At 40.1% G+C, this 23,800-nt stretch carries 1 protein-coding gene; it reads right to left on the bottom strand.

The window, feature by feature from the left end; translation table 11 throughout:
• Positions 1-30: 30 nt before the first annotated feature.
• Positions 31-23,604, bottom strand: a complete 23,574-nt coding sequence (locus ACN5J5_RS09780) for a gliding motility-associated C-terminal domain-containing protein (RefSeq protein WP_418644723.1) — start codon at positions 23,602-23,604, stop codon at positions 31-33.
• Positions 23,605-23,800: the final 196 nt, after the last annotated feature.

The following is a 23,800-nucleotide window of genomic DNA, read 5'->3' as shown; positions in this document are numbered from 1 at the left end:
CATCAATTAATTTCTTTGCAAAAATATTAATTATCTATTAATATAAATCCAACCTTTTTTAACTTTAGATCCATTACCTAAATCTAATACATAAAAATATGTTCCGACTGGTAATTTTTCAGATACATTTATATTTACTCGACCATTAGATACTCCTTCAAATACTTTAGTTGTATTGTTGTATCCTTTAGCTTTAAACACTGTATTACCCCATCTATTAAATATTTCTAAAGTATTATTAGGGAAATTCTCAATACAACCAATTACTAATTGATCATTTATACCATCTCCATTAGGTGAAAACTCATTGTAAACTTCTACACAAGTATCTAAATCTAAAGCATCTCCAAATCCATCTAATCCATCAACACTATCTGCAATTCCATCACCATCTGTATCTGTTCCACTATCTCCTACAGTTCCGTTTCCTCCATCGGTTGGGTCTGTTGGATCTGTGTCATTTACATCTGAATTTCCTGTATCTCCAAAGTTTCCATTGTCTTGATCAACATCATCTAAAATACCATCTCCATCATTATCTGATCCATCAACTTGTCCGTCTCCATTTGCATCTGAATCTCCATTCCCTCCTTCTACAACATCGTTGATTCCGTCATCATCACTATCTAAATCTTGATAATCTGGTACGCCATCGCCATCGGTATCTGTGTTATCTGGTTCTCCATTATCACCTTCGCCAAATACTGAATCATCTGCATCTACACTATCTACAATTCCGTCACCATCTGTATCTATTCCATCTGCAATACCATCACTGTTTGCATCTACATTTTCATCTTCAATAACATCGTTGATTCCGTCATTATCACTATCTAAATCTTGATAATCTGGTACACCATCACCATCTGTATCTGGTTCTTCGTTTCCTGCGTTTTCTGATGCATCTGCTTGACCATCACCATTTGCATCGGCAAAACCTGTATCGTTTGCGTCAATAACTCCGTCATTATTTGTGTCTAAAGCTCCATCTCCTCCTTCATTTACATCTAAAATTCCGTCATTATCACTATCTAAATCTAAACTATCTGGTATACCATCGCCATCGGTATCTCCGGTTCCTTCTGCTGTATCTGGAATTCCATCATTATCGTCATCTACATCATCTACATCTGCGATTCCATCTCCGTCGGTGTCAATTGCATCTCCAAATGTAGTATCATCTCCATCTACACTGTCTGCAATACCATCGCCATCTGCATCTGTTCCACTATCTCCTACAGTTCCGTTTCCTCCATCGGTTGGGTCTGTTGGGTCTGTGTCATTTACATCTGTATTTCCTGCATCACCAAAGTTTCCGTCATCCTCATCAACTTCATCTAAAATTCCGTCTCCATCACTATCTGGTCCATCAACTTGTCCGTTTCCATCACTATCATCATTTCCGCCTTCTACAACATCATTGATTCCGTCGTCATCACTATCTAAATCTTGATAATCTGGAACGCCATCACCATCACTATCTGTATTATCTGGCTCTCCTCCGTTTCCTTCTCCGAAGTTAACATCGTCTGCATCTGCACTATCTACAATTCCGTCTCCATCGGCATCGGCTCCATCTGCGATTCCATCATTGTTTGCATCTACATTTCCATCTTCGATAACGTCATTGATTCCGTCATTATCACTATCTAAATCTTGATAATCTGGTACACCATCACCATCTGTATCTGGCTCTTCATCTGCATCTACTGATGCGTCTGCTTGACCATCGCCATTTGCATCGGCAAAACCTGTATCGTTTGCGTCAATAACTCCGTCATTATTAGTATCTAAATCGCCGTTTCCGCCTTCATTTACATCTAAAATTCCGTCATTATCACTATCTAAATCTAAACTATCTGGTATACCATCGCCATCGGTATCTCCGGTTCCTTCTGCTGTATCTGGAATTCCATCATTATCATCATCTACATCATCTACATCTGCGATTCCATCTCCGTCGGTGTCAATTGCATCTCCAAATGTAGTATCATCTCCATCTACACTGTCTGCAATACCATCGCCATCTGCATCTGTTCCACTATCTCCTACAGTTCCGTTTCCTCCATCGGTTGGGTCTGTTGGATCTGTGTCATTTACATTTGAATTCCCTGTATCTCCGAAGTTTCCATTGTCTTGATCAACATCATCTAAAATTCCGTCACCATCACTATCTGGTCCATCAACTTGTCCGTCTCCATTTGCATCTGAATCTCCATTTCCTCCTTCTACAACATCGTTGATTCCGTCGTCATCACTATCTAAATCTTGATAATCTGGTACGCCATCTCCGTCACTGTCTGTATTGTCTGGCTCTCCTCCGTTTCCTTCTCCGAAGTTAGCATCGTCTGCATCTGCACTATCTACAATTCCGTCTCCATCGGCATCAGCTCCATCTGCGATTCCATCATTGTTTGCATCTACATTTCCATCTTCGATAACGTCATTGATTCCGTCATTATCACTATCTAAATCTTGATAATCTGGTACACCATCACCATCCGTATCTGGCTCTTCATCTGCATCTACTGATGCATCTGCTTGTCCATCGCCATTTGCATCGGCAAAACCTGTATCGTTTGCGTCAATAACTCCGTCATTATTAGTATCTAAAGCTCCATCGCCTCCTTCATTTACATCTAAAATTCCGTCATTATCACTATCTAAATCTAAACTATCTGGTATACCATCACCATCGGTATCTCCGGTTCCTTCTGCTGTATCTGGAATTCCATCATTATCATCATCTACATCATCTACATCTGCGATTCCATCTCCGTCGGTGTCAATTGCATCTCCAAATGTAGTATCATCTCCATCTACACTATCTGCGATTCCATCTCCATCAGTATCTGTTCCACTATCTCCTACAGTTCCGTTTCCTCCATCGGTTGGGTCGGTTGGGTCTGTATCATTTACATTTGAATTCCCTGTATCTCCGAAGTTTCCATTGTCTTGATCAACATCATCTAAAATTCCGTCACCATCACTATCTGGTCCATCAACTTGTCCGTTTCCATCACTATCATCATTTCCGCCTTCTACAACATCATTGATTCCGTCATCATCACTATCTAAATCTTGATAATCTGGTACTCCATCACCATCACTGTCTGTATTATCTGGCTCTCCTCCGTTTCCTTCTCCGAAGTTAGCATCGTCTGCATCTGCACTATCTACAATTCCGTCTCCATCGGCATCGGCTCCATCTGCGATTCCATCATTGTTTGCATCTACATTTCCATCTTCGATAACGTCATTGATTCCGTCATTATCACTATCTAAATCTTGATAATCTGGTACACCATCACCATCCGTATCTGGCTCTTCATCTGCATCTACTGATGCGTCTGCTTGACCATCGCCATTTGCATCGGCAAAACCTGTATCGTTTGCGTCAATAACTCCGTCATTATTAGTATCTAAATCGCCGTTTCCGCCTTCATTTACATCTAAAATTCCGTCATTATCACTATCTAAATCTAAACTATCTGGTATACCATCACCATCGGTATCTCCGGTTCCTTCTGCTGTATCTGGAATTCCATCATTATCGTCATCTACATCATCTACATCTGCGATTCCATCTCCGTCGGTGTCAATTGCATCTCCAAATGTAGTATCATCTCCATCTACACTGTCTGCAATACCATCGCCATCTGCATCTGTTCCACTATCTCCTACAGTTCCGTTTCCTCCATCGGTTGGATCTGTTGGGTCTGTGTCATTTACATTTGAATTCCCTGTATCTCCGAAGTTTCCATTGTCTTGATCAACATCATCTAAAATTCCGTCTCCATCACTATCTGGTCCATCAACTTGTCCGTTTCCATCACTATCATTATTTCCTCCTTCTACAACATCATTGATTCCGTCATCATCACTATCTAAATCTTGATAATCTGGTACGCCATCTCCATCACTGTCTGTATTATCTGGCTCTCCTCCGTTTCCTTCTCCGAAGTTAGCATCGTCTGCATCTGCACTATCTACAATTCCGTCTCCATCGGCATCAGTTCCATCTGCGATTCCATCATTGTTTGCATCTACATTTCCATCTTCGATAACGTCATTGATTCCGTCATTATCACTATCTAAATCTTGATAATCTGGTACGCCATCACCATCCGTATCTGGCTCTTCATCTGCATCTACTGATGCGTCTGCTTGACCATCGCCATCTGCATCTGCTCCTGATGCGCCATCATTAGTGTCAATAATTCCATCGTTATTAGTATCTAAATCGCCGTTTCCGCCTTCATTTACATCTAAAATTCCGTCATTATCACTATCTAAATCTAAACTATCTGGTATACCATCGCCATCGGTATCTCCGGTTCCTTCTGCTGTATCTGGAATTCCATCATTATCGTCATCTACATCATCTACATCTGCGACTCCATCTCCGTCGGTGTCTATTGCATCTCCAAATGTAGTATCATCTCCATCTACACTGTCTGCAATACCATCGCCATCAGTATCTGTTCCACTATCTCCTACAGTTCCGTTTCCTCCATCGGTTGGGTCTGTTGGGTCGGTGTCATTTACATTTGAATTTCCTGTATCTCCGAAGTTTCCGTCATCCTCATCAACTTCATCTAAAATTCCGTCTCCATCACTATCTGGTCCATCAACTTGTCCGTTTCCATCACTATCATCATTTCCTCCTTCTACAACATCATTGATTCCGTCATCATCACTATCTAAATCTTGATAATCTGGTACGCCATCACCATCACTGTCTGTATTATCTGGCTCTCCTCCGTTTCCTTCTCCGAAGTTAGCATCGTCTGCATCTGCACTATCTACAATTCCGTCTCCATCGGCATCAGTTCCATCTGCGATTCCATCATTGTTTGCATCTACATTTCCATCTTCGATAACGTCATTGATTCCGTCATTATCACTATCTAAATCTTGATAATCTGGTACACCATCACCATCCGTATCTGGCTCTTCATCTGCATCTACTGATGCGTCTGCTTGACCATCGCCATTTGCATCGGCAAAACCTGTATCGTTTGCGTCAATAACTCCGTCATTATTAGTATCTAAATCGCCGTTTCCGCCTTCATTTACATCTAAAATTCCGTCATTATCACTATCTAAATCTAAACTATCTGGTATACCATCACCATCGGTATCTCCGGTTCCTTCTGCTGTATCTGGAATTCCATCATTATCGTCATCTACATCATCTACATCTGCGATTCCATCTCCGTCGGTGTCAATTGCATCTCCAAATGTAGTATCATCTCCATCTACACTGTCTGCAATACCATCGCCATCTGCATCTGTTCCACTATCTCCTACAGTTCCGTTTCCTCCATCGGTTGGGTCTGTTGGATCTGTGTCATTTACATCTGTATTTCCTGTATCTCCGAAGTTTCCATTGTCTTGATCAACATCATCTAAAATTCCGTCTCCATCACTATCTGGTCCATCAACTTGTCCGTCTCCATCACTATCATTATTTCCTCCTTCTACAACATCATTGATTCCGTCATCATCACTATCTAAATCTTGATAATCTGGTACTCCATCACCATCACTGTCTGTATTATCTGGCTCTCCTCCGTTTCCTTCTCCGAAGTTAGCATCGTCTGCATCTGCACTATCTACAATTCCGTCTCCATCGGCATCAGTTCCATCTGCGATTCCATCATTGTTTGCATCTACATTTCCATCTTCGATAACATCATTGATTCCGTCATTATCACTATCTAAATCTTGATAATCTGGTACTCCATCACCATCCGTATCTGGCTCTTCATCTGCATCTACTGATGCGTCTGCTTGACCATCGCCATTTGCATCGGAAAAACCTGTATCGTTTGCGTCAATAACTCCGTCATTGTTAGTATCTAAATCGCCGTTTCCGCCTTCATTTACATCTAAAATTCCGTCATTATCACTATCTAAATCTAAACTATCTGGTATACCATCACCATCGGTATCTCCGGTTCCTTCTGCTGTATCTGGAATTCCATCATTATCGTCATCTACATCATCTACATCTGCGATTCCATCTCCGTCGGTGTCAATTGCATCTCCAAATGTAGTATCATCTCCATCTACACTGTCTGCAATACCATCGCCATCTGCATCTGTTCCACTATCTCCTACAGTTCCGTTTCCTCCATCGGTTGGGTCTGTTGGATCTGTGTCATTTACATCTGTATTTCCTGTATCTCCGAAGTTTCCATTGTCTTGATCAACATCATCTAAAATTCCGTCTCCATCACTATCTGGTCCATCAACTTGTCCGTTTCCATCACTATCATTATTTCCTCCTTCTACAACATCATTGATTCCGTCATCATCACTATCTAAATCTTGATAATCTGGTACTCCATCACCATCACTGTCTGTATTATCTGGCTCTCCTCCATTTCCTTCTCCGAAGTTAGCATCGTCTGCATCTGCACTATCTACAATTCCGTCTCCATCGGCATCGGCTCCATCTGCGATTCCATCATTGTTTGCATCTACATTTCCATCTTCGATAACGTCATTGATTCCGTCATTATCACTATCTAAATCTTGATAATCTGGTACACCATCGCCATCCGTATCTGGCTCTTCATCTGCATCTACTGATGCGTCTGCTTGACCATCGCCATTTGCATCGGCAAAACCTGTATCGTTTGCGTCAATAACTCCGTCATTATTAGTATCTAAATCGCCGTTTCCGCCTTCATTTACATCTAAAATTCCGTCATTATCACTATCTAAATCTAAACTATCTGGTATACCATCGCCATCGGTATCTCCGGTTCCTTCTGCTGTATCTGGAATTCCATCATTATCGTCATCTACATCATCTACATCTGCGATTCCATCTCCGTCGGTGTCAATTGCATCTCCAAATGTAGTATCATCTCCATCTACACTGTCTGCAATACCATCGCCATCTGCATCTGTTCCACTATCTCCTACAGTTCCGTTTCCTCCATCGGTTGGGTCGGTTGGGTCTGTGTCATTTACATCTGTATTTCCTAAATCTCCAAAGTTTCCATTGTCTTGATCAACATCATCTAAAATTCCATCTCCATCACTATCATTTCCATCAACTTGTCCGTTTCCATCACTATCATCATTTCCGCCTTCTACAACATCGTTGATTCCGTCGTCATCACTATCTAAATCTTGATAATCTGGTACGCCATCTCCATCACTGTCTGTATTATCTGGCTCTCCTCCGTTTCCTTCTCCGAAGTTAGCATCGTCTGCATCTGCACTATCTACAATTCCGTCTCCATCGGCATCGGCTCCATCTGCGATTCCATCATTGTTTGCATCTACATTTCCATCTTCGATAACGTCATTGATTCCGTCATTATCACTATCTAAATCTTGATAATCTGGTACTCCATCACCATCCGTATCTGGCTCTTCATCTGTATCTACTGATGCGTCTGCTTGACCATCGCCATTTGCATCGGAAAAACCTGTATCGTTTGCGTCAATAACTCCGTCATTGTTCGTGTCTAAAGCTCCATCGCCTCCTTCATTTACATCTAAAATTCCGTCATTATCACTATCTAAATCTAAACTATCTGGTATACCATCACCATCGGTATCTCCGGTTCCTTCTGCTGTATCTGGAATTCCATCATTATCGTCATCTACATCATCTACATCTGCGATTCCATCTCCGTCGGTGTCAATTGCATCTCCAAATGTAGTATCATCTCCATCTACACTGTCTGCAATACCATCGCCATCTGCATCTGTTCCACTATCTCCTACAGTTCCGTTTCCTCCATCGGTTGGGTCTGTTGGATCTGTGTCATTTACATCTGTATTTCCTGTATCTCCGAAGTTTCCATTGTCTTGATCAACATCATCTAAAATTCCGTCTCCATCACTATCTGGTCCATCAACTTGTCCGTTTCCATCACTATCATCATTTCCGCCTTCTACAACATCATTGATTCCGTCATCATCACTATCTAAATCTTGATAATCTGGTACTCCATCACCATCACTGTCTGTATTATCTGGCTCTCCTCCATTTCCTTCTCCGAAGTTAGCATCGTCTGCATCTGCACTATCTACAATTCCGTCTCCATCGGCATCGGCTCCATCTGCGATTCCATCATTGTTTGCATCTACATTTCCATCTTCGATAACGTCATTGATTCCGTCATTATCACTATCTAAATCTTGATAATCTGGTACTCCATCACCATCCGTATCTGGCTCTTCATCTGCATCTACTGATGCGTCTGCTTGACCATCGCCATTTGCATCGGCAAAACCTGTATCGTTTGCGTCAATAACTCCGTCATTATTAGTATCTAAATCGCCGTTTCCGCCTTCATTTACATCTAAAATTCCGTCATTATCACTATCTAAATCTAAACTATCTGGTATACCATCGCCATCGGTATCTCCGGTTCCTTCTGCTGTATCTGGAATTCCATCATTATCGTCATCTACATCATCTACATCTGCGATTCCGTCATCATCTGTATCTAAACATATACCTGTAGAAGAAACTGTTGTTGTTATTCCTGTACTAGTAGCCTCACATCCAGTTGTTGTATTTACAACTCTAACTGTGACTTCCTCTCCATTTGTTAGCACTGTTGTAGTGTAAGTAGTTACAGTTGATTGTGCCTGAATACTTACACCATCTACATAAAACTCGTATTCATTCCCTCCGGTTGCTGTAAATGTTACACTTTCGTTTTCACAAATTGTATTATCTGTATCACTACTTGTTAAACCTGCTACTGGATTTGTATTATCTAATGTCGTTGTTACTGATGCTGTATCTGTACATCCATTAGCTCCTGTTACTGTTACCGTAAATGTTCCTGCGGTTGTTACTGTTAAGCCTGCATTTGTTCCAACTACTGTTGATCCATCTGACCATGAGTAACTCGTTCCGCCACTTGCTGTTAAAGTAGTATTTGGTACTGAACAACTTAATGCCAATCCATTATCATTAGTAATGCTTGCTGTTGGTGCTGTATTATCTAATGTCGTTGTTACTGATGCTGTATCTGTACATCCATTAGCTCCTGTTACTGTTACCGTAAATGTTCCTGCGGTTGTTACTGTTAAACCTGCATTTGTTCCAACTACTGTTGATCCATCTGACCATGAGTAACTCGTTCCGCCACTTGCTGTTAAAGTAGTATTTGGTACTGAACAACTTAATGCCAATCCATTATCGTTTGTGATAGAAGCTGTTGGTGCTGTATTATCTAATGTCGTTGTTACTGATGTTGTATCTGTACATCCATTAGCTCCTGTTACTGTTACCGTAAAAGTTCCTGCGGTTGTTACTGTTAAGCCTGCATTTGTTCCAACTACTGTTGATCCATCTGACCATGAGTAACTCGTTCCGCCACTTGCTGTTAACGTAGTACTTGGTACTGAACAACTTAATGCCAAACCATTATTGTTTGTGATAGAAGCTGTTGGTGCTGTATTATCTAATGTCGTTGTTACTGATGCTGTATCTGTACATCCATTAGCTCCTGTTACTGTTACCGTAAATGTTCCTGCGGTTGTTACTGTTAAGCCTGCATTTGTTCCAACTACTGTTGATCCATCTGACCATGAGTAACTCGCTCCCCCACTTGCTGTTAAAGTAGTATTTGGTACTGAACAACTTAATGCCAAACCATTATTGTTTGTGATAGAAGCTGTTGGTGCTGTATTATCTAATGTCGTTGTTACTGATGCTGTATCTGTACATCCATTAGCTCCTGTTACTGTTACCGTAAATGTTCCTGCGGTTGTTACTGTTAAGCCTGCATTTGTTCCAACTACTGTTGATCCATCTGACCATGAGTAACTCGTTCCGCCACTTGCTGTTAACGTAGTACTTGGTACTGAACAACTTAATGCCAATCCATTATCATTAGTAATGCTTGCTGTTGGTGCTGTATTATCTAATGTCGTTGTTACTGATGCTGTATCTGTACATCCATTAGCTCCTGTTACTGTTACCGTAAATGTTCCTGCGGTTGTTACTGTTAAACCTGCATTTGTTCCAACTACTGTTGATCCATCTGACCATGAGTAACTCGTTCCGCCACTTGCTGTTAACGTAGTACTTGGTACTGAACAACTTAATGCCAATCCATTATCATTAGTAATGCTTGCTGTTGGTGCTGTATTATCTAATGTCGTTGTTACTGATGCTGTATCTGTACATCCATTAGCTCCTGTTACTGTTACCGTAAATGTTCCTGCGGTTGTTACTGTTAAACCTGCATTTGTTCCAACTACTGTTGATCCATCTGACCATGAGTAACTCGTTCCGCCACTTGCTGTTAACATAGTACTTGGTACTGAACAACTTAATGCCAATCCATTATTGTTTGTGATAGAAGCTGTTGGTGCTGTATTATCTAATGTCGTTGTTACTGATGCTGTATCTGTACATCCATTAGCTCCTGTTACTGTTACCGTAAATGTTCCTGCGGTTGTTACTGTTAAGCCTGCATTTGTTCCAACTACTGTTGATCCATCTGACCATGAGTAACTCGTTCCGCCACTTGCTGTTAAAGTAGTATTTGGTACTGAACAACTTAATGCCAATCCATTATCGTTTGTGATAGAAGCTGTTGGTGCTGTATTATCTAATGTCGTTGTTACTGATGCTGTATCTGTACATCCATTAGCTCCTGTTACTGTTACCGTAAATGTTCCTGCGGTTGTTACTGTTAAGCCTGAATTTGTTCCAACTACTGTTGATCCATCTGACCATGAGTAACTCGTTCCGCCACTTGCTGTTAACGTAGTATTTGGTACTGAACAACTTAATGCCAAACCATTATCGTTTGTGATAGAAGCTGTTGGTGCTGTATTATCTAATGTCGTTGTTACTGATGCTGTATCTGTACATCCATTAGCTCCTGTTACTGTTACCGTAAATGTTCCTGCGGTTGTTACTGTTAAGCCTGAATTTGTTCCAACTACTGTTGATCCATCTGACCATGAGTAACTCGTTCCGCCACTTGCTGTTAACGTAGTACTTGGTACTGAACAACTTAATGCCAATCCATTATCATTAGTAATGCTTGCTGTTGGTGCTGTATTATCTAATGTCGTTGTTACTGATGCTGTATCTGTACATCCATTAGCTCCTGTTACTGTTACCGTAAATGTTCCTGCGGTTGTTACTGTTAAGCCTGCATTTGTTCCAACTACTGTTGATCCATCTGACCATGAGTAACTCGCTCCACCACTTGCTGTTAACGTAGTACTTGGTGTTGTACAACTTAATGCCAAACCATTATTGTTTGTGATAGAAGCTGTTGGTGCTGTATTATCTAATGTCGTTGTTACTGATGCTGTATCTGTACATCCATTAGCTCCTGTTACTGTTACCGTAAATGTTCCTGCGGTTGTTACTGTTAAGCCTGCATTTGTTCCAACTACTGTTGATCCATCTGACCATGAGTAACTCGCTCCCCCACTTGCTGTTAACGTAGTATTTGGTACTGAACAACTTAATGCCAAACCATTATCGTTTGTGATAGAAGCTGTTGGTGCTGTATTATCTAATGTCGTTGTTACTGATGCTGTATCTGTACATCCATTAGCTCCTGTTACTGTTACCGTAAATGTTCCTGCGGTTGTTACTGTTAAACCTGCATTTGTTCCAACTACTGTTGATCCATCTGACCATGAGTAACTCGTTCCGCCACTTGCTGTTAAAGTAGTATTTGGTACTGAACAACTTAATGCCAATCCATTATCATTAGTAATGCTTGCTGTTGGTGCTGTATTATCTAATGTCGTTGTTACTGATGCTGTATCTGTACATCCATTAGCTCCTGTTACTGTTACCGTAAATGTTCCTGCGGTTGTTACTGTTAAACCTGCATTTGTTCCAACTACTGTTGATCCATCTGACCATGAGTAACTCGTTCCGCCACTTGCTGTTAAAGTAGTATTTGGTACTGAACAACTTAACGCCAAACCATTATCGTTTGTGATAGAAGCTGTTGGTGCTGCATTATCTAATGTCGTTGTTACTGATGCTGTATCTGTACATCCATTAGCTCCTGTTACTGTTACCGTAAATGTTCCTGCGGTTGTTACTGTTAAGCCTGCATTTGTTCCAACTACTGTTGATCCATCTGACCATGAGTAACTCGTTCCGCCACTTGCTGTTAACGTAGTACTTGGTACTGAACAACTTAATGCCAATCCATTATCATTAGTAATGCTTGCTGTTGGTGCTGTATTATCTAATGTCGTTGTTACTGATGCTGTATCTGTACATCCATTAGCTCCTGTTACTGTTACCGTAAATGTTCCTGCGGTTGTTACTGTTAAACCTGCATTTGTTCCAACTACTGTTGATCCATCTGACCATGAGTAACTCGCTCCCCCACTTGCTGTTAAAGTAGTATTTGGTACTGAACAACTTAATGCCAAACCATTATTGTTTGTGATAGAAGCTGTTGGTGCTGTATTATCTAATGTCGTTGTTACTGATGCTGTATCTGTACATCCATTAGCTCCTGTTACTGTTACCGTAAATGTTCCTGCGGTTGTTACTGTTAAACCTGCATTTGTTCCAACTACTGTTGATCCATCTGACCATGAGTAACTCGCTCCCCCACTTGCTGTTAAAGTAGTATTTGGTACTGAACAACTTAATGCCAAACCATTATCGTTTGTGATAGAAGCTGTTGGTGCTGTATTATCTAATGTCGTTGTTACTGATGCTGTATCTGTACATCCATTAGCTCCTGTTACTGTTACCGTAAATGTTCCTGCGGTTGTTACTGTTAAACCTGCATTTGTTCCAACTACTGTTGATCCATCTGACCATGAGTAACTCGTTCCGCCACTTGCTGTTAAAGTAGTATTTGGTACTGAACAACTTAATGCCAAACCATTATCGTTTGTGATAGAAGCTGTTGGTGCTGTATTATCTAATGTCGTTGTTACTGATGCTGTATCTGTACATCCATTAGCTCCTGTTACTGTTACCGTAAAAGTTCCTGCGGTTGTTACTGTTAAGCCTGCATTTGTTCCAACTACTGTTGATCCATCTGACCATGAGTAACTCGTTCCGCCACTTGCTGTTAACGTAGTATTTGGTACTGAACAACTTAACGCCAAACCATTATTGTTTGTGATAGAAGCTGTTGGTGCTGTATTATCTAATGTCGTTGTTACTGATGCTGTATCTGTACATCCATTAGCTCCTGTTACTGTTACCGTAAATGTTCCTGCGGTTGTTACTGTTAAGCCTGCATTTGTTCCAACTACTGTTGATCCATCTGACCATGAGTAACTCGTTCCGCCACTTGCTGTTAACGTAGTACTTGGTACTGAACAACTTAATGCCAATCCATTATTGTTTGTGATAGAAGCTGTTGGTGCTGTATTATCTAATGTCGTTGTTACTGATGCTGTATCTGTACATCCATTAGCTCCTGTTACTGTTACCGTAAATGTTCCTGCGGTTGTTACTGTTAAACCTGCATTTGTTCCAACTACTGTTGATCCATCTGACCATGAGTAACTCGTTCCGCCACTTGCTGTTAACGTAGTACTTGGTACTGAACAACTTAATGCCAATCCATTATCATTAGTAATGCTTGCTGTTGGTGCTGTATTATCTAATGTCGTTGTTACTGATGCTGTATCTGTACATCCATTAGCTCCTGTTACTGTTACCGTAAATGTTCCTGCGGTTGTTACTGTTAAGCCTGCATTTGTTCCAACTACTGTTGATCCATCTGACCATGAGTAACTCGCTCCCCCACTTGCTGTTAACGTAGTATTTGGTGTTGTACAACTTAATGCCAAACCATTATTGTTTGTGATAGAAGCTGTTGGTGCTGTATTATCTAATGTCGTTGTTACTGATGCTGTATCTGTACATCCATTAGCTCCTGTTACTGTTACCGTAAATGTTCCTGCGGTTGTTACTGTTAAACCTGCATTTGTTCCAACTACTGTTGATCCATCTGACCATGAGTAACTCGTTCCGCCACTTGCTGTTAAAGTAGTATTTGGTACTGAACAACTTAATGCCAAACCATTATCGTTTGTGATAGAAGCTGTTGGTGCTGTATTATCTAATGTCGTTGTTACTGATGCTGTATCTGTACATCCATTAGCTCCTGTTACTGTTACCGTAAATGTTCCTGCGGTTGTTACTGTTAAGCCTGAATTTGTTCCAACTACTGTTGATCCATCTGACCATGAGTAACTCGTTCCGCCACTTGCTGTTAAAGTAGTATTTGGTACTGAACAACTTAACGCCAAACCATTATCGTTTGTGATAGAAGCTGTTGGTGCTGCATTATCTAATGTCGTTGTTACTGATGCTGTATCTGTACATCCATTAGCTCCTGTTACTGTTACCGTAAATGTTCCTGCGGTTGTTACTGTTAAACCTGCATTTGTTCCAACTACTGTTGATCCATCTGACCATGAGTAACTCGTTCCGCCACTTGCTGTTAACGTAGTACTTGGTACTGAACAACTTAATGCCAATCCATTATCATTAGTAATGCTTGCTGTTGGTGCTGTATTATCTAATGTCGTTGTTACTGATGCTGTATCTGTACATCCATTAGCTCCTGTTACTGTTACCGTAAATGTTCCTGCGGTTGTTACTGTTAAACCTGCATTTGTTCCAACTACTGTTGATCCATCTGACCATGAGTAACTCGCTCCCCCACTTGCTGTTAAAGTAGTATTTGGTACTGAACAACTTAATGCCAATCCATTATCGTTTGTGATAGAAGCTGTTGGTGCTGTATTATCTAATGTCGTTGTTACTGATGCTGTATCTGTACATCCATTAGCTCCTGTTACTGTTACCGTAAATGTTCCTGCGGTTGTTACTGTTAAACCTGCATTTGTTCCAACTACTGTTGATCCATCTGACCATGAGTAACTCGTTCCGCCACTTGCTGTTAACGTAGTACTTGGTACTGAACAACTTAATGCCAATCCATTATTGTTTGTGATAGAAGCTGTTGGTGCTGTATTATCTAATGTCGTTGTTACTGATGCTGTATCTGTACATCCATTAGCTCCTGTTACTGTTACCGTAAAAGTTCCTGCGGTTGTTACTGTTAAGCCTGCATTTGTTCCAACTACTGTTGATCCATCTGACCATGAGTAACTCGTTCCGCCACTTGCTGTTAAAGTAGTATTTGGTACTGAACAACTTAATGCCAAACCATTATCGTTTGTGATAGAAGCTGTTGGTGCTGTATTATCTAATGTCGTTGTTACTGATGCTGTATCTGTACATCCATTAGCTCCTGTTACTGTTACCGTAAATGTTCCTGCGGTTGTTACTGTTAAGCCTGAATTTGTTCCAACTACTGTTGATCCATCTGACCATGAGTAACTCGTTCCGCCACTTGCTGTTAACGTAGTATTTGGTACTGAACAACTTAACGCCAAACCATTATCGTTTGTGATAGAAGCTGTTGGTGCTGTATTATCTAATGTCGTTGTTACTGATGCTGTATCTGTACATCCATTAGCTCCTGTTACTGTTACCGTAAATGTTCCTGCGGTTGTTACTGTTAAACCTGCATTTGTTCCAACTACTGTTGATCCATCTGACCATGAGTAACTCGTTCCGCCACTTGCTGTTAACGTAGTATTTGGTACTGAACAACTTAATGCCAATCCATTATTGTTTGTGATAGAAGCTGTTGGTGCTGTATTATCTAATGTCGTTGTTACTGATGCTGTATCTGTACATCCATTAGCTCCTGTTACTGTTACCGTAAATGTTCCTGCGGTTGTTACTGTTAAGCCTGCATTTGTTCCAACTACTGTTGATCCATCTGACCATGAGTAACTTGTTCCGCCACTTGCTGTTAACGTAGTACTTGGTGTTGTACAACTTAATGCCAATCCATGATCATTAGTAATGCTTGCTGTTGGTGCTGTATTATCTAATGTCGTTGTTACTGATGCTGTATCTGTACATCCATTAGCTCCTGTTACTGTTACCGTAAATGTTCCTGCGGTTGTTACTGTTAAACCTGCATTTGTTCCAACTACTGTTGATCCATCTGACCATGAGTAACTCGTTCCGCCACTTGCTGTTAACGTAGTACTTGGTACTGAACAACTTAACGCCAAACCATTATTGTTTGTGATAGAAGCTGTTGGTGCTGTATTATCTAATGTCGTTGTTACTGATGCTGTATCTGTACATCCATTAGCTCCTGTTACTGTTACCGTAAATGTTCCTGCGGTTGTTACTGTTAAACCTGCATTTGTTCCAACTACTGTTGATCCATCTGACCATGAGTAACTCGTTCCGCCACTTGCTGTTAAAGTAGTATTTGGTACTGAACAACTTAACGCCAAACCATTATCGTTTGTGATAGAAGCTGTTGGTGCTGTATTATCTAATGTCGTTGTTACTGATGCTGTATCTGTACATCCATTAGCTCCTGTTACTGTTACCGTAAATGTTCCTGCGGTTGTTACTGTTAAACCTGCATTTGTTCCAACTACTGTTGATCCATCTGACCATGAGTAACTCGCTCCCCCACTTGCTGTTAAAGTAGTATTTGGTACTGAACAACTTAATGCCAAACCATTATCGTTTGTGATAGAAGCTGTTGGTGCTGTATTATCTAATGTCGTTGTTACTGATGCTGTATCTGTACATCCATTAGCTCCTGTTACTGTTACCGTAAAAGTTCCTGCGGTTGTTACTGTTAAGCCTGCATTTGTTCCAACTACTGTTGATCCATCTGACCATGAGTAACTCGTTCCGCCACTTGCTGTTAAAGTAGTATTTGGTACTGAACAACTTAACGCCAAACCATTATCGTTTGTGATAGAAGCTGTTGGTGCTGCATTATCTAATGTCGTTGTTACTGATGCTGTATCTGTACATCCATTAGCTCCTGTTACTGTTACCGTAAATGTTCCTGCGGTTGTTACTGTTAAACCTGCATTTGTTCCAACTACTGTTGATCCATCTGACCATGAGTAACTCGTTCCGCCACTTGCTGTTAACGTAGTACTTGGTACTGAACAACTTAATGCCAATCCATTATCATTAGTAATGCTTGCTGTTGGTGCTGTATTATCTAATGTCGTTGTTACTGATGCTGTATCTGTACATCCATTAGCTCCTGTTACTGTTACCGTAAATGTTCCTGCGGTTGTTACTGTTAAACCTGCATTTGTTCCAACTACTGTTGATCCATCTGACCATGAGTAACTCGTTCCGCCACTTGCTGTTAACGTAGTACTTGGTACTGAACAACTTAATGCCAATCCATTATCATTAGTAATGCTTGCTGTTGGTGCTGTATTATCTAATGTCGTTGTTACTGATGCTGTATCTGTACATCCATTAGCTCCTGTTACTGTTACCGTAAATGTTCCTGCGGTTGTTACTGTTAAACCTGCATTTGTTCCAACTACTGTTGATCCATCTGACCATGAGTAACTCGTTCCGCCACTTGCTGTTAACATAGTACTTGGTACTGAACAACTTAATGCCAATCCATTATTGTTTGTGATAGAAGCTGTTGGTGCTGTATTATCTAATGTCGTTGTTACTGATGCTGTATCTGTACATCCATTAGCTCCTGTTACTGTTACCGTAAATGTTCCTGCGGTTGTTACTGTTAAACCTGCATTTGTTCCAACTACTGTTGATCCATCTGACCATGAGTAACTCGCTCCCCCACTTGCTGTTAAAGTAGTATTTGGTACTGAACAACTTAATGCCAATCCATTATCGTTTGTGATAGAAGCTGTTGGTGCTGTATTATCTAATGTCGTTGTTACTGATGCTGTATCTGTACATCCATTAGCTCCTGTTACTGTTACCGTAAATGTTCCTGCGGTTGTTACTGTTAAGCCTGAATTTGTTCCAACTACTGTTGATCCATCTGACCATGAGTAACTCGTTCCGCCACTTGCTGTTAACGTAGTATTTGGTACTGAACAACTTAATGCCAAACCATTATCGTTTGTGATAGAAGCTGTTGGTGCTGTATTATCTAATGTCGTTGTTACTGATGCTGTATCTGTACATCCATTAGCTCCTGTTACTGTTACCGTAAATGTTCCTGCGGTTGTTACTGTTAAGCCTGAATTTGTTCCAACTACTGTTGATCCATCTGACCATGAGTAACTCGTTCCGCCACTTGCTGTTAACGTAGTACTTGGTACTGAACAACTTAATGCCAATCCATTATTGTTTGTGATAGAAGCTGTTGGTGCTGTATTATCTAATGTCGTTGTTACTGATGCTGTATCTGTACATCCATTAGCTCCTGTTACTGTTACCGTAAATGTTCCTGCGGTTGTTACTGTTAAGCCTGCATTTGTTCCAACTACTGTTGATCCATCTGACCATGAGTAACTCGTTCCGCCACTTGCTGTTAAAGTAGTATTTGGTACTGAACAACTTAATGCCAATCCATTATCGTTTGTGATAGAAGCTGTTGGTGCTGTATTATCTAATGTCGTTGTTACTGATGCTGTATCTGTACATCCATTAGCTCCTGTTACTGTTACCGTAAATGTTCCTGCGGTTGTTACTGTTAAGCCTGAATTTGTTCCAACTACTGTTGATCCATCTGACCATGAGTAACTCGTTCCGCCACTTGCTGTTAACGTAGTATTTGGTACTGAACAACTTAATGCCAAACCATTATCGTTTGTGATAGAAGCTGTTGGTGCTGTATTATCTAATGTCGTTGTTACTGATGCTGTATCTGTACATCCATTAGCTCCTGTTACTGTTACCGTAAATGTTCCTGCGGTTGTTACTGTTAAGCCTGAATTTGTTCCAACTACTGTTGATCCATCTGACCATGAGTAACTCGTTCCGCCACTTGCTGTTAACGTAGTACTTGGTACTGAACAACTTAATGCCAATCCATTATCATTAGTAATGCTTGCTGTTGGTGCTGTATTATCTAATGTCGTTGTTACTGATGCTGTATCTGTACATCCATTAGCTCCTGTTACTGTTACCGTAAATGTTCCTGCGGTTGTTACTGTTAAGCCTGCATTTGTTCCAACTACTGTTGATCCATCTGACCATGAGTAACTCGCTCCACCACTTGCTGTTAACGTAGTACTTGGTGTTGTACAACTTAATGCCAAACCATTATTGTTTGTGATAGAAGCTGTTGGTGCTGTATTATCTAATGTCGTTGTTACTGATGCTGTATCTGTACATCCATTAGCTCCTGTTACTGTTACCGTAAATGTTCCTGCGGTTGTTACTGTTAAGCCTGCATTTGTTCCAACTACTGTTGATCCATCTGACCATGAGTAACTCGCTCCCCCACTTGCTGTTAAAGTAGTATTTGGTACTGAACAACTTAATGCCAAACCATTATTGTTTGTGATAGAAGCTGTTGGTGCTGTATTATCTAATGTCGTTGTTACTGATGCTGTATCTGTACATCCATTAGCTCCTGTTACTGTTACCGTAAATGTTCCTGCGGTTGTTACTGTTAAACCTGCATTTGTTCCAACTACTGTTGATCCATCTGACCATGAGTAACTCGTTCCGCCACTTGCTGTTAAAGTAGTATTTGGTACTGAACAACTTAATGCCAATCCATTATCATTAGTAATGCTTGCTGTTGGTGCTGTATTATCTAATGTCGTTGTTACTGATGCTGTATCTGTACATCCATTAGCTCCTGTTACTGTTACCGTAAATGTTCCTGCGGTTGTTACTGTTAAACCTGCATTTGTTCCAACTACTGTTGATCCATCTGACCATGAGTAACTCGTTCCGCCACTTGCTGTTAAAGTAGTATTTGGTACTGAACAACTTAACGCCAAACCATTATCGTTTGTGATAGAAGCTGTTGGTGCTGCATTATCTAATGTCGTTGTTACTGATGCTGTATCTGTACATCCATTAGCTCCTGTTACTGTTACCGTAAATGTTCCTGCGGTTGTTACTGTTAAGCCTGCATTTGTTCCAACTACTGTTGATCCATCTGACCATGAGTAACTCGTTCCGCCACTTGCTGTTAACGTAGTACTTGGTACTGAACAACTTAATGCCAATCCATTATCATTAGTAATGCTTGCTGTTGGTGCTGTATTATCTAATGTCGTTGTTACTGATGCTGTATCTGTACATCCATTAGCTCCTGTTACTGTTACCGTAAATGTTCCTGCGGTTGTTACTGTTAAACCTGCATTTGTTCCAACTACTGTTGATCCATCTGACCATGAGTAACTCGCTCCCCCACTTGCTGTTAAAGTAGTATTTGGTACTGAACAACTTAATGCCAAACCATTATTGTTTGTGATAGAAGCTGTTGGTGCTGTATTATCTAATGTCGTTGTTACTGATGCTGTATCTGTACATCCATTAGCTCCTGTTACTGTTACCGTAAATGTTCCTGCGGTTGTTACTGTTAAACCTGCATTTGTTCCAACTACTGTTGATCCATCTGACCATGAGTAACTCGCTCCCCCACTTGCTGTTAAAGTAGTATTTGGTACTGAACAACTTAATGCCAAACCATTATCGTTTGTGATAGAAGCTGTTGGTGCTGTATTATCTAATGTCGTTGTTACTGATGCTGTATCTGTACATCCATTAGCTCCTGTTACTGTTACCGTAAATGTTCCTGCGGTTGTTACTGTTAAACCTGCATTTGTTCCAACTACTGTTGATCCATCTGACCATGAGTAACTCGTTCCGCCACTTGCTGTTAAAGTAGTATTTGGTACTGAACAACTTAATGCCAAACCATTATCGTTTGTGATAGAAGCTGTTGGTGCTGTATTATCTAATGTCGTTGTTACTGATGCTGTATCTGTACATCCATTAGCTCCTGTTACTGTTACCGTAAAAGTTCCTGCGGTTGTTACTGTTAAGCCTGCATTTGTTCCAACTACTGTTGATCCATCTGACCATGAGTAACTCGTTCCGCCACTTGCTGTTAACGTAGTATTTGGTACTGAACAACTTAACGCCAAACCATTATTGTTTGTGATAGAAGCTGTTGGTGCTGTATTATCTAATGTCGTTGTTACTGATGCTGTATCTGTACATCCATTAGCTCCTGTTACTGTTACCGTAAATGTTCCTGCGGTTGTTACTGTTAAGCCTGCATTTGTTCCAACTACTGTTGATCCATCTGACCATGAGTAACTCGTTCCGCCACTTGCTGTTAACGTAGTACTTGGTACTGAACAACTTAATGCCAATCCATTATTGTTTGTGATAGAAGCTGTTGGTGCTGTATTATCTAATGTCGTTGTTACTGATGCTGTATCTGTACATCCATTAGCTCCTGTTACTGTTACCGTAAATGTTCCTGCGGTTGTTACTGTTAAACCTGCATTTGTTCCAACTACTGTTGATCCATCTGACCATGAGTAACTCGTTCCGCCACTTGCTGTTAACGTAGTACTTGGTACTGAACAACTTAATGCCAATCCATTATCATTAGTAATGCTTGCTGTTGGTGCTGTATTATCTAATGTCGTTGTTACTGATGCTGTATCTGTACATCCATTAGCTCCTGTTACTGTTACCGTAAATGTTCCTGCGGTTGTTACTGTTAAGCCTGCATTTGTTCCAACTACTGTTGATCCATCTGACCATGAGTAACTCGTTCCGCCACTTGCTGTTAAAGTAGTATTTGGTGTTGTACAGTCTAACGCAAGTCCGTGATTATTAGCTATTACTGCTGTTGGTGATTTTGGCTGCGTATTCACAATTATATCAGCACTTGGTGCCGATGTACATCCCACTCCATTTCTTACCGTGAAAGTATACGTTGCTGCATTGGCTGTTACCAATCCAGATCCTGAAATACTTACCACTGCTGGTGTAAAGGTATATGTATTAGCAGCATTATATCCTGTAATTTGGAATGTTCCAACAGCATTTTCACATGTAGGCTGGGTTACAGCTCCTGCTGCTGCAGTTTCTGTATTATTTACCGTTACTGCAATATCTGAACTATCTTCACAACCTCCTGCAGATGTTACTGTATAAGTAATAGTTACAGAACCTGAACTTACTCCTGTTACAACACCTGACGTATTTACAGTTGCAAATGAAGTATTAGAACTACTCCACACTCCTCCAGGATCTCCGTTAGATGACAATGCTAAAGTTTGAGATTCACAAACAGCTGTACCTCCACTTAAGCTTCCTGCATTTGGTGCTGTATTAACTACAGTACTAGTTCCTGCTCCCTGACCTTGATTATCATTTGTTCCGTCAGCAGCTCCTGATGTATTTACTAAATTAGGTACACCATTTCCATTAACCCCTCCGTTTGCTGCTGTATTTATTCTTCCTTGATGAATTCCTGAAGCTACCAAATGCGAAAACTCAACATCTTCATCTCCCTCAATAGCATCATAACAACCATCACCATCAGAATCTAAATCTAAATAATCTGGGGTACCGTCATTATCGGTATCACTTACTGTACAAAAATTTAAGTCTAAAAAATGAATAGCTTGATAACCTGGATCACCTCCACTACTTCCTCCATCTCCTAAATTATTAGTTACAACTATTCTTCTTATGTGTTTAGAAGAATTTATAGATAATTGGTTTGTTACATCAAACTCACCTGAACTACCACTAGGTGCCTTATAAGTATCCTCTACCTGATCATAAACCAAGTTCGACCCAAAAGATATGCTTAATTGAACCGGGGCATTATTTTCATCAAAAGCTTCAACGTTTACTTCATCTTGAAAATCATTTCTATCTAAATCACCTATTACTAAATTATTTAATTGAATATTTTCTGAAAAAACAAATTCTACCGAACAATTTTGAGAATTATTAGATATATCACTTCCGTTCATACCTAAAACTAAACTATCATCTGACCTATTTCCTCCAGTTCCATTATTATTGATAAATATATTATTACCACCTACATTATTAAATGTTGTTAATAAATTAATATTTACTCCTGAAGCAAAAACATTTGTAAAAGTATGATCTGTATCCCCATTTGTAAGACTAGGTGATAATGCCGTTGAAAAACGCCCTGTATATGATGTTTCACAAAGCCCTTCAGCAGTATCTAAAATACCATCATTATCATTATCTAAATCACAAATATCTGACACATTATCACCATCTCCATCTAAATTACCTGATATTAATGCATCACATGGATCAACACAACTAATTTCTGCACTCCAACCTGTACCAACTACATCATCACTTGAAGTACCACCAAAATCATCTGAAAAAAACACAAATGTTAATGAACTCCCTGTTGAAGTTATTATCCCAGGACTTGTTACGCCACAATATCTACCTATTAATGAAGCACTTGAATCAGCCCCATCATAAATTTCTAAGTAATCATATTGACAAGTACTCCCTCCATCTTCTATATCAAAATCTGAATTAAACTCAAACCTTAAAACATTTCCTGACGTATTAGTTGTAAATGTTTTAGTAAAAGATTCACCATCTTGATACCTATCTCCTGACAATGCATTTGAATCCGTAAAAGTACCTGAACATGTTGACACAGGTGTATTATTCATTGTATAAGATTGACCATAACTATTATTAGCTAAGAACATTAACAACAAAAACATTATTCCTTTAAAGACTGAATAGTATTTTTTTTTCATAAAAAAGCACTTTAATTCCTAAAAATGATTACAGCATTTTACTGCCATTATATATTTAATAAAACTTACAATCGTTATAACAAACATATCGCTATGTTACTAAAACGTAAACATCCCCCCAAAAAAATTCTTATCACTTTTTTGTGATAGATGTTTTTACGGGGGGATGTTTCTAATATATTGCGCAAATGTAATT

The sequence above is a fragment of the Tenacibaculum insulae genome (assembly GCF_964512435.1).
Classification (GTDB): domain Bacteria; phylum Bacteroidota; class Bacteroidia; order Flavobacteriales; family Flavobacteriaceae; genus Polaribacter; species Polaribacter insulae_A.
This window is presented reverse-complemented; position numbering and strand designations above follow the sequence as displayed.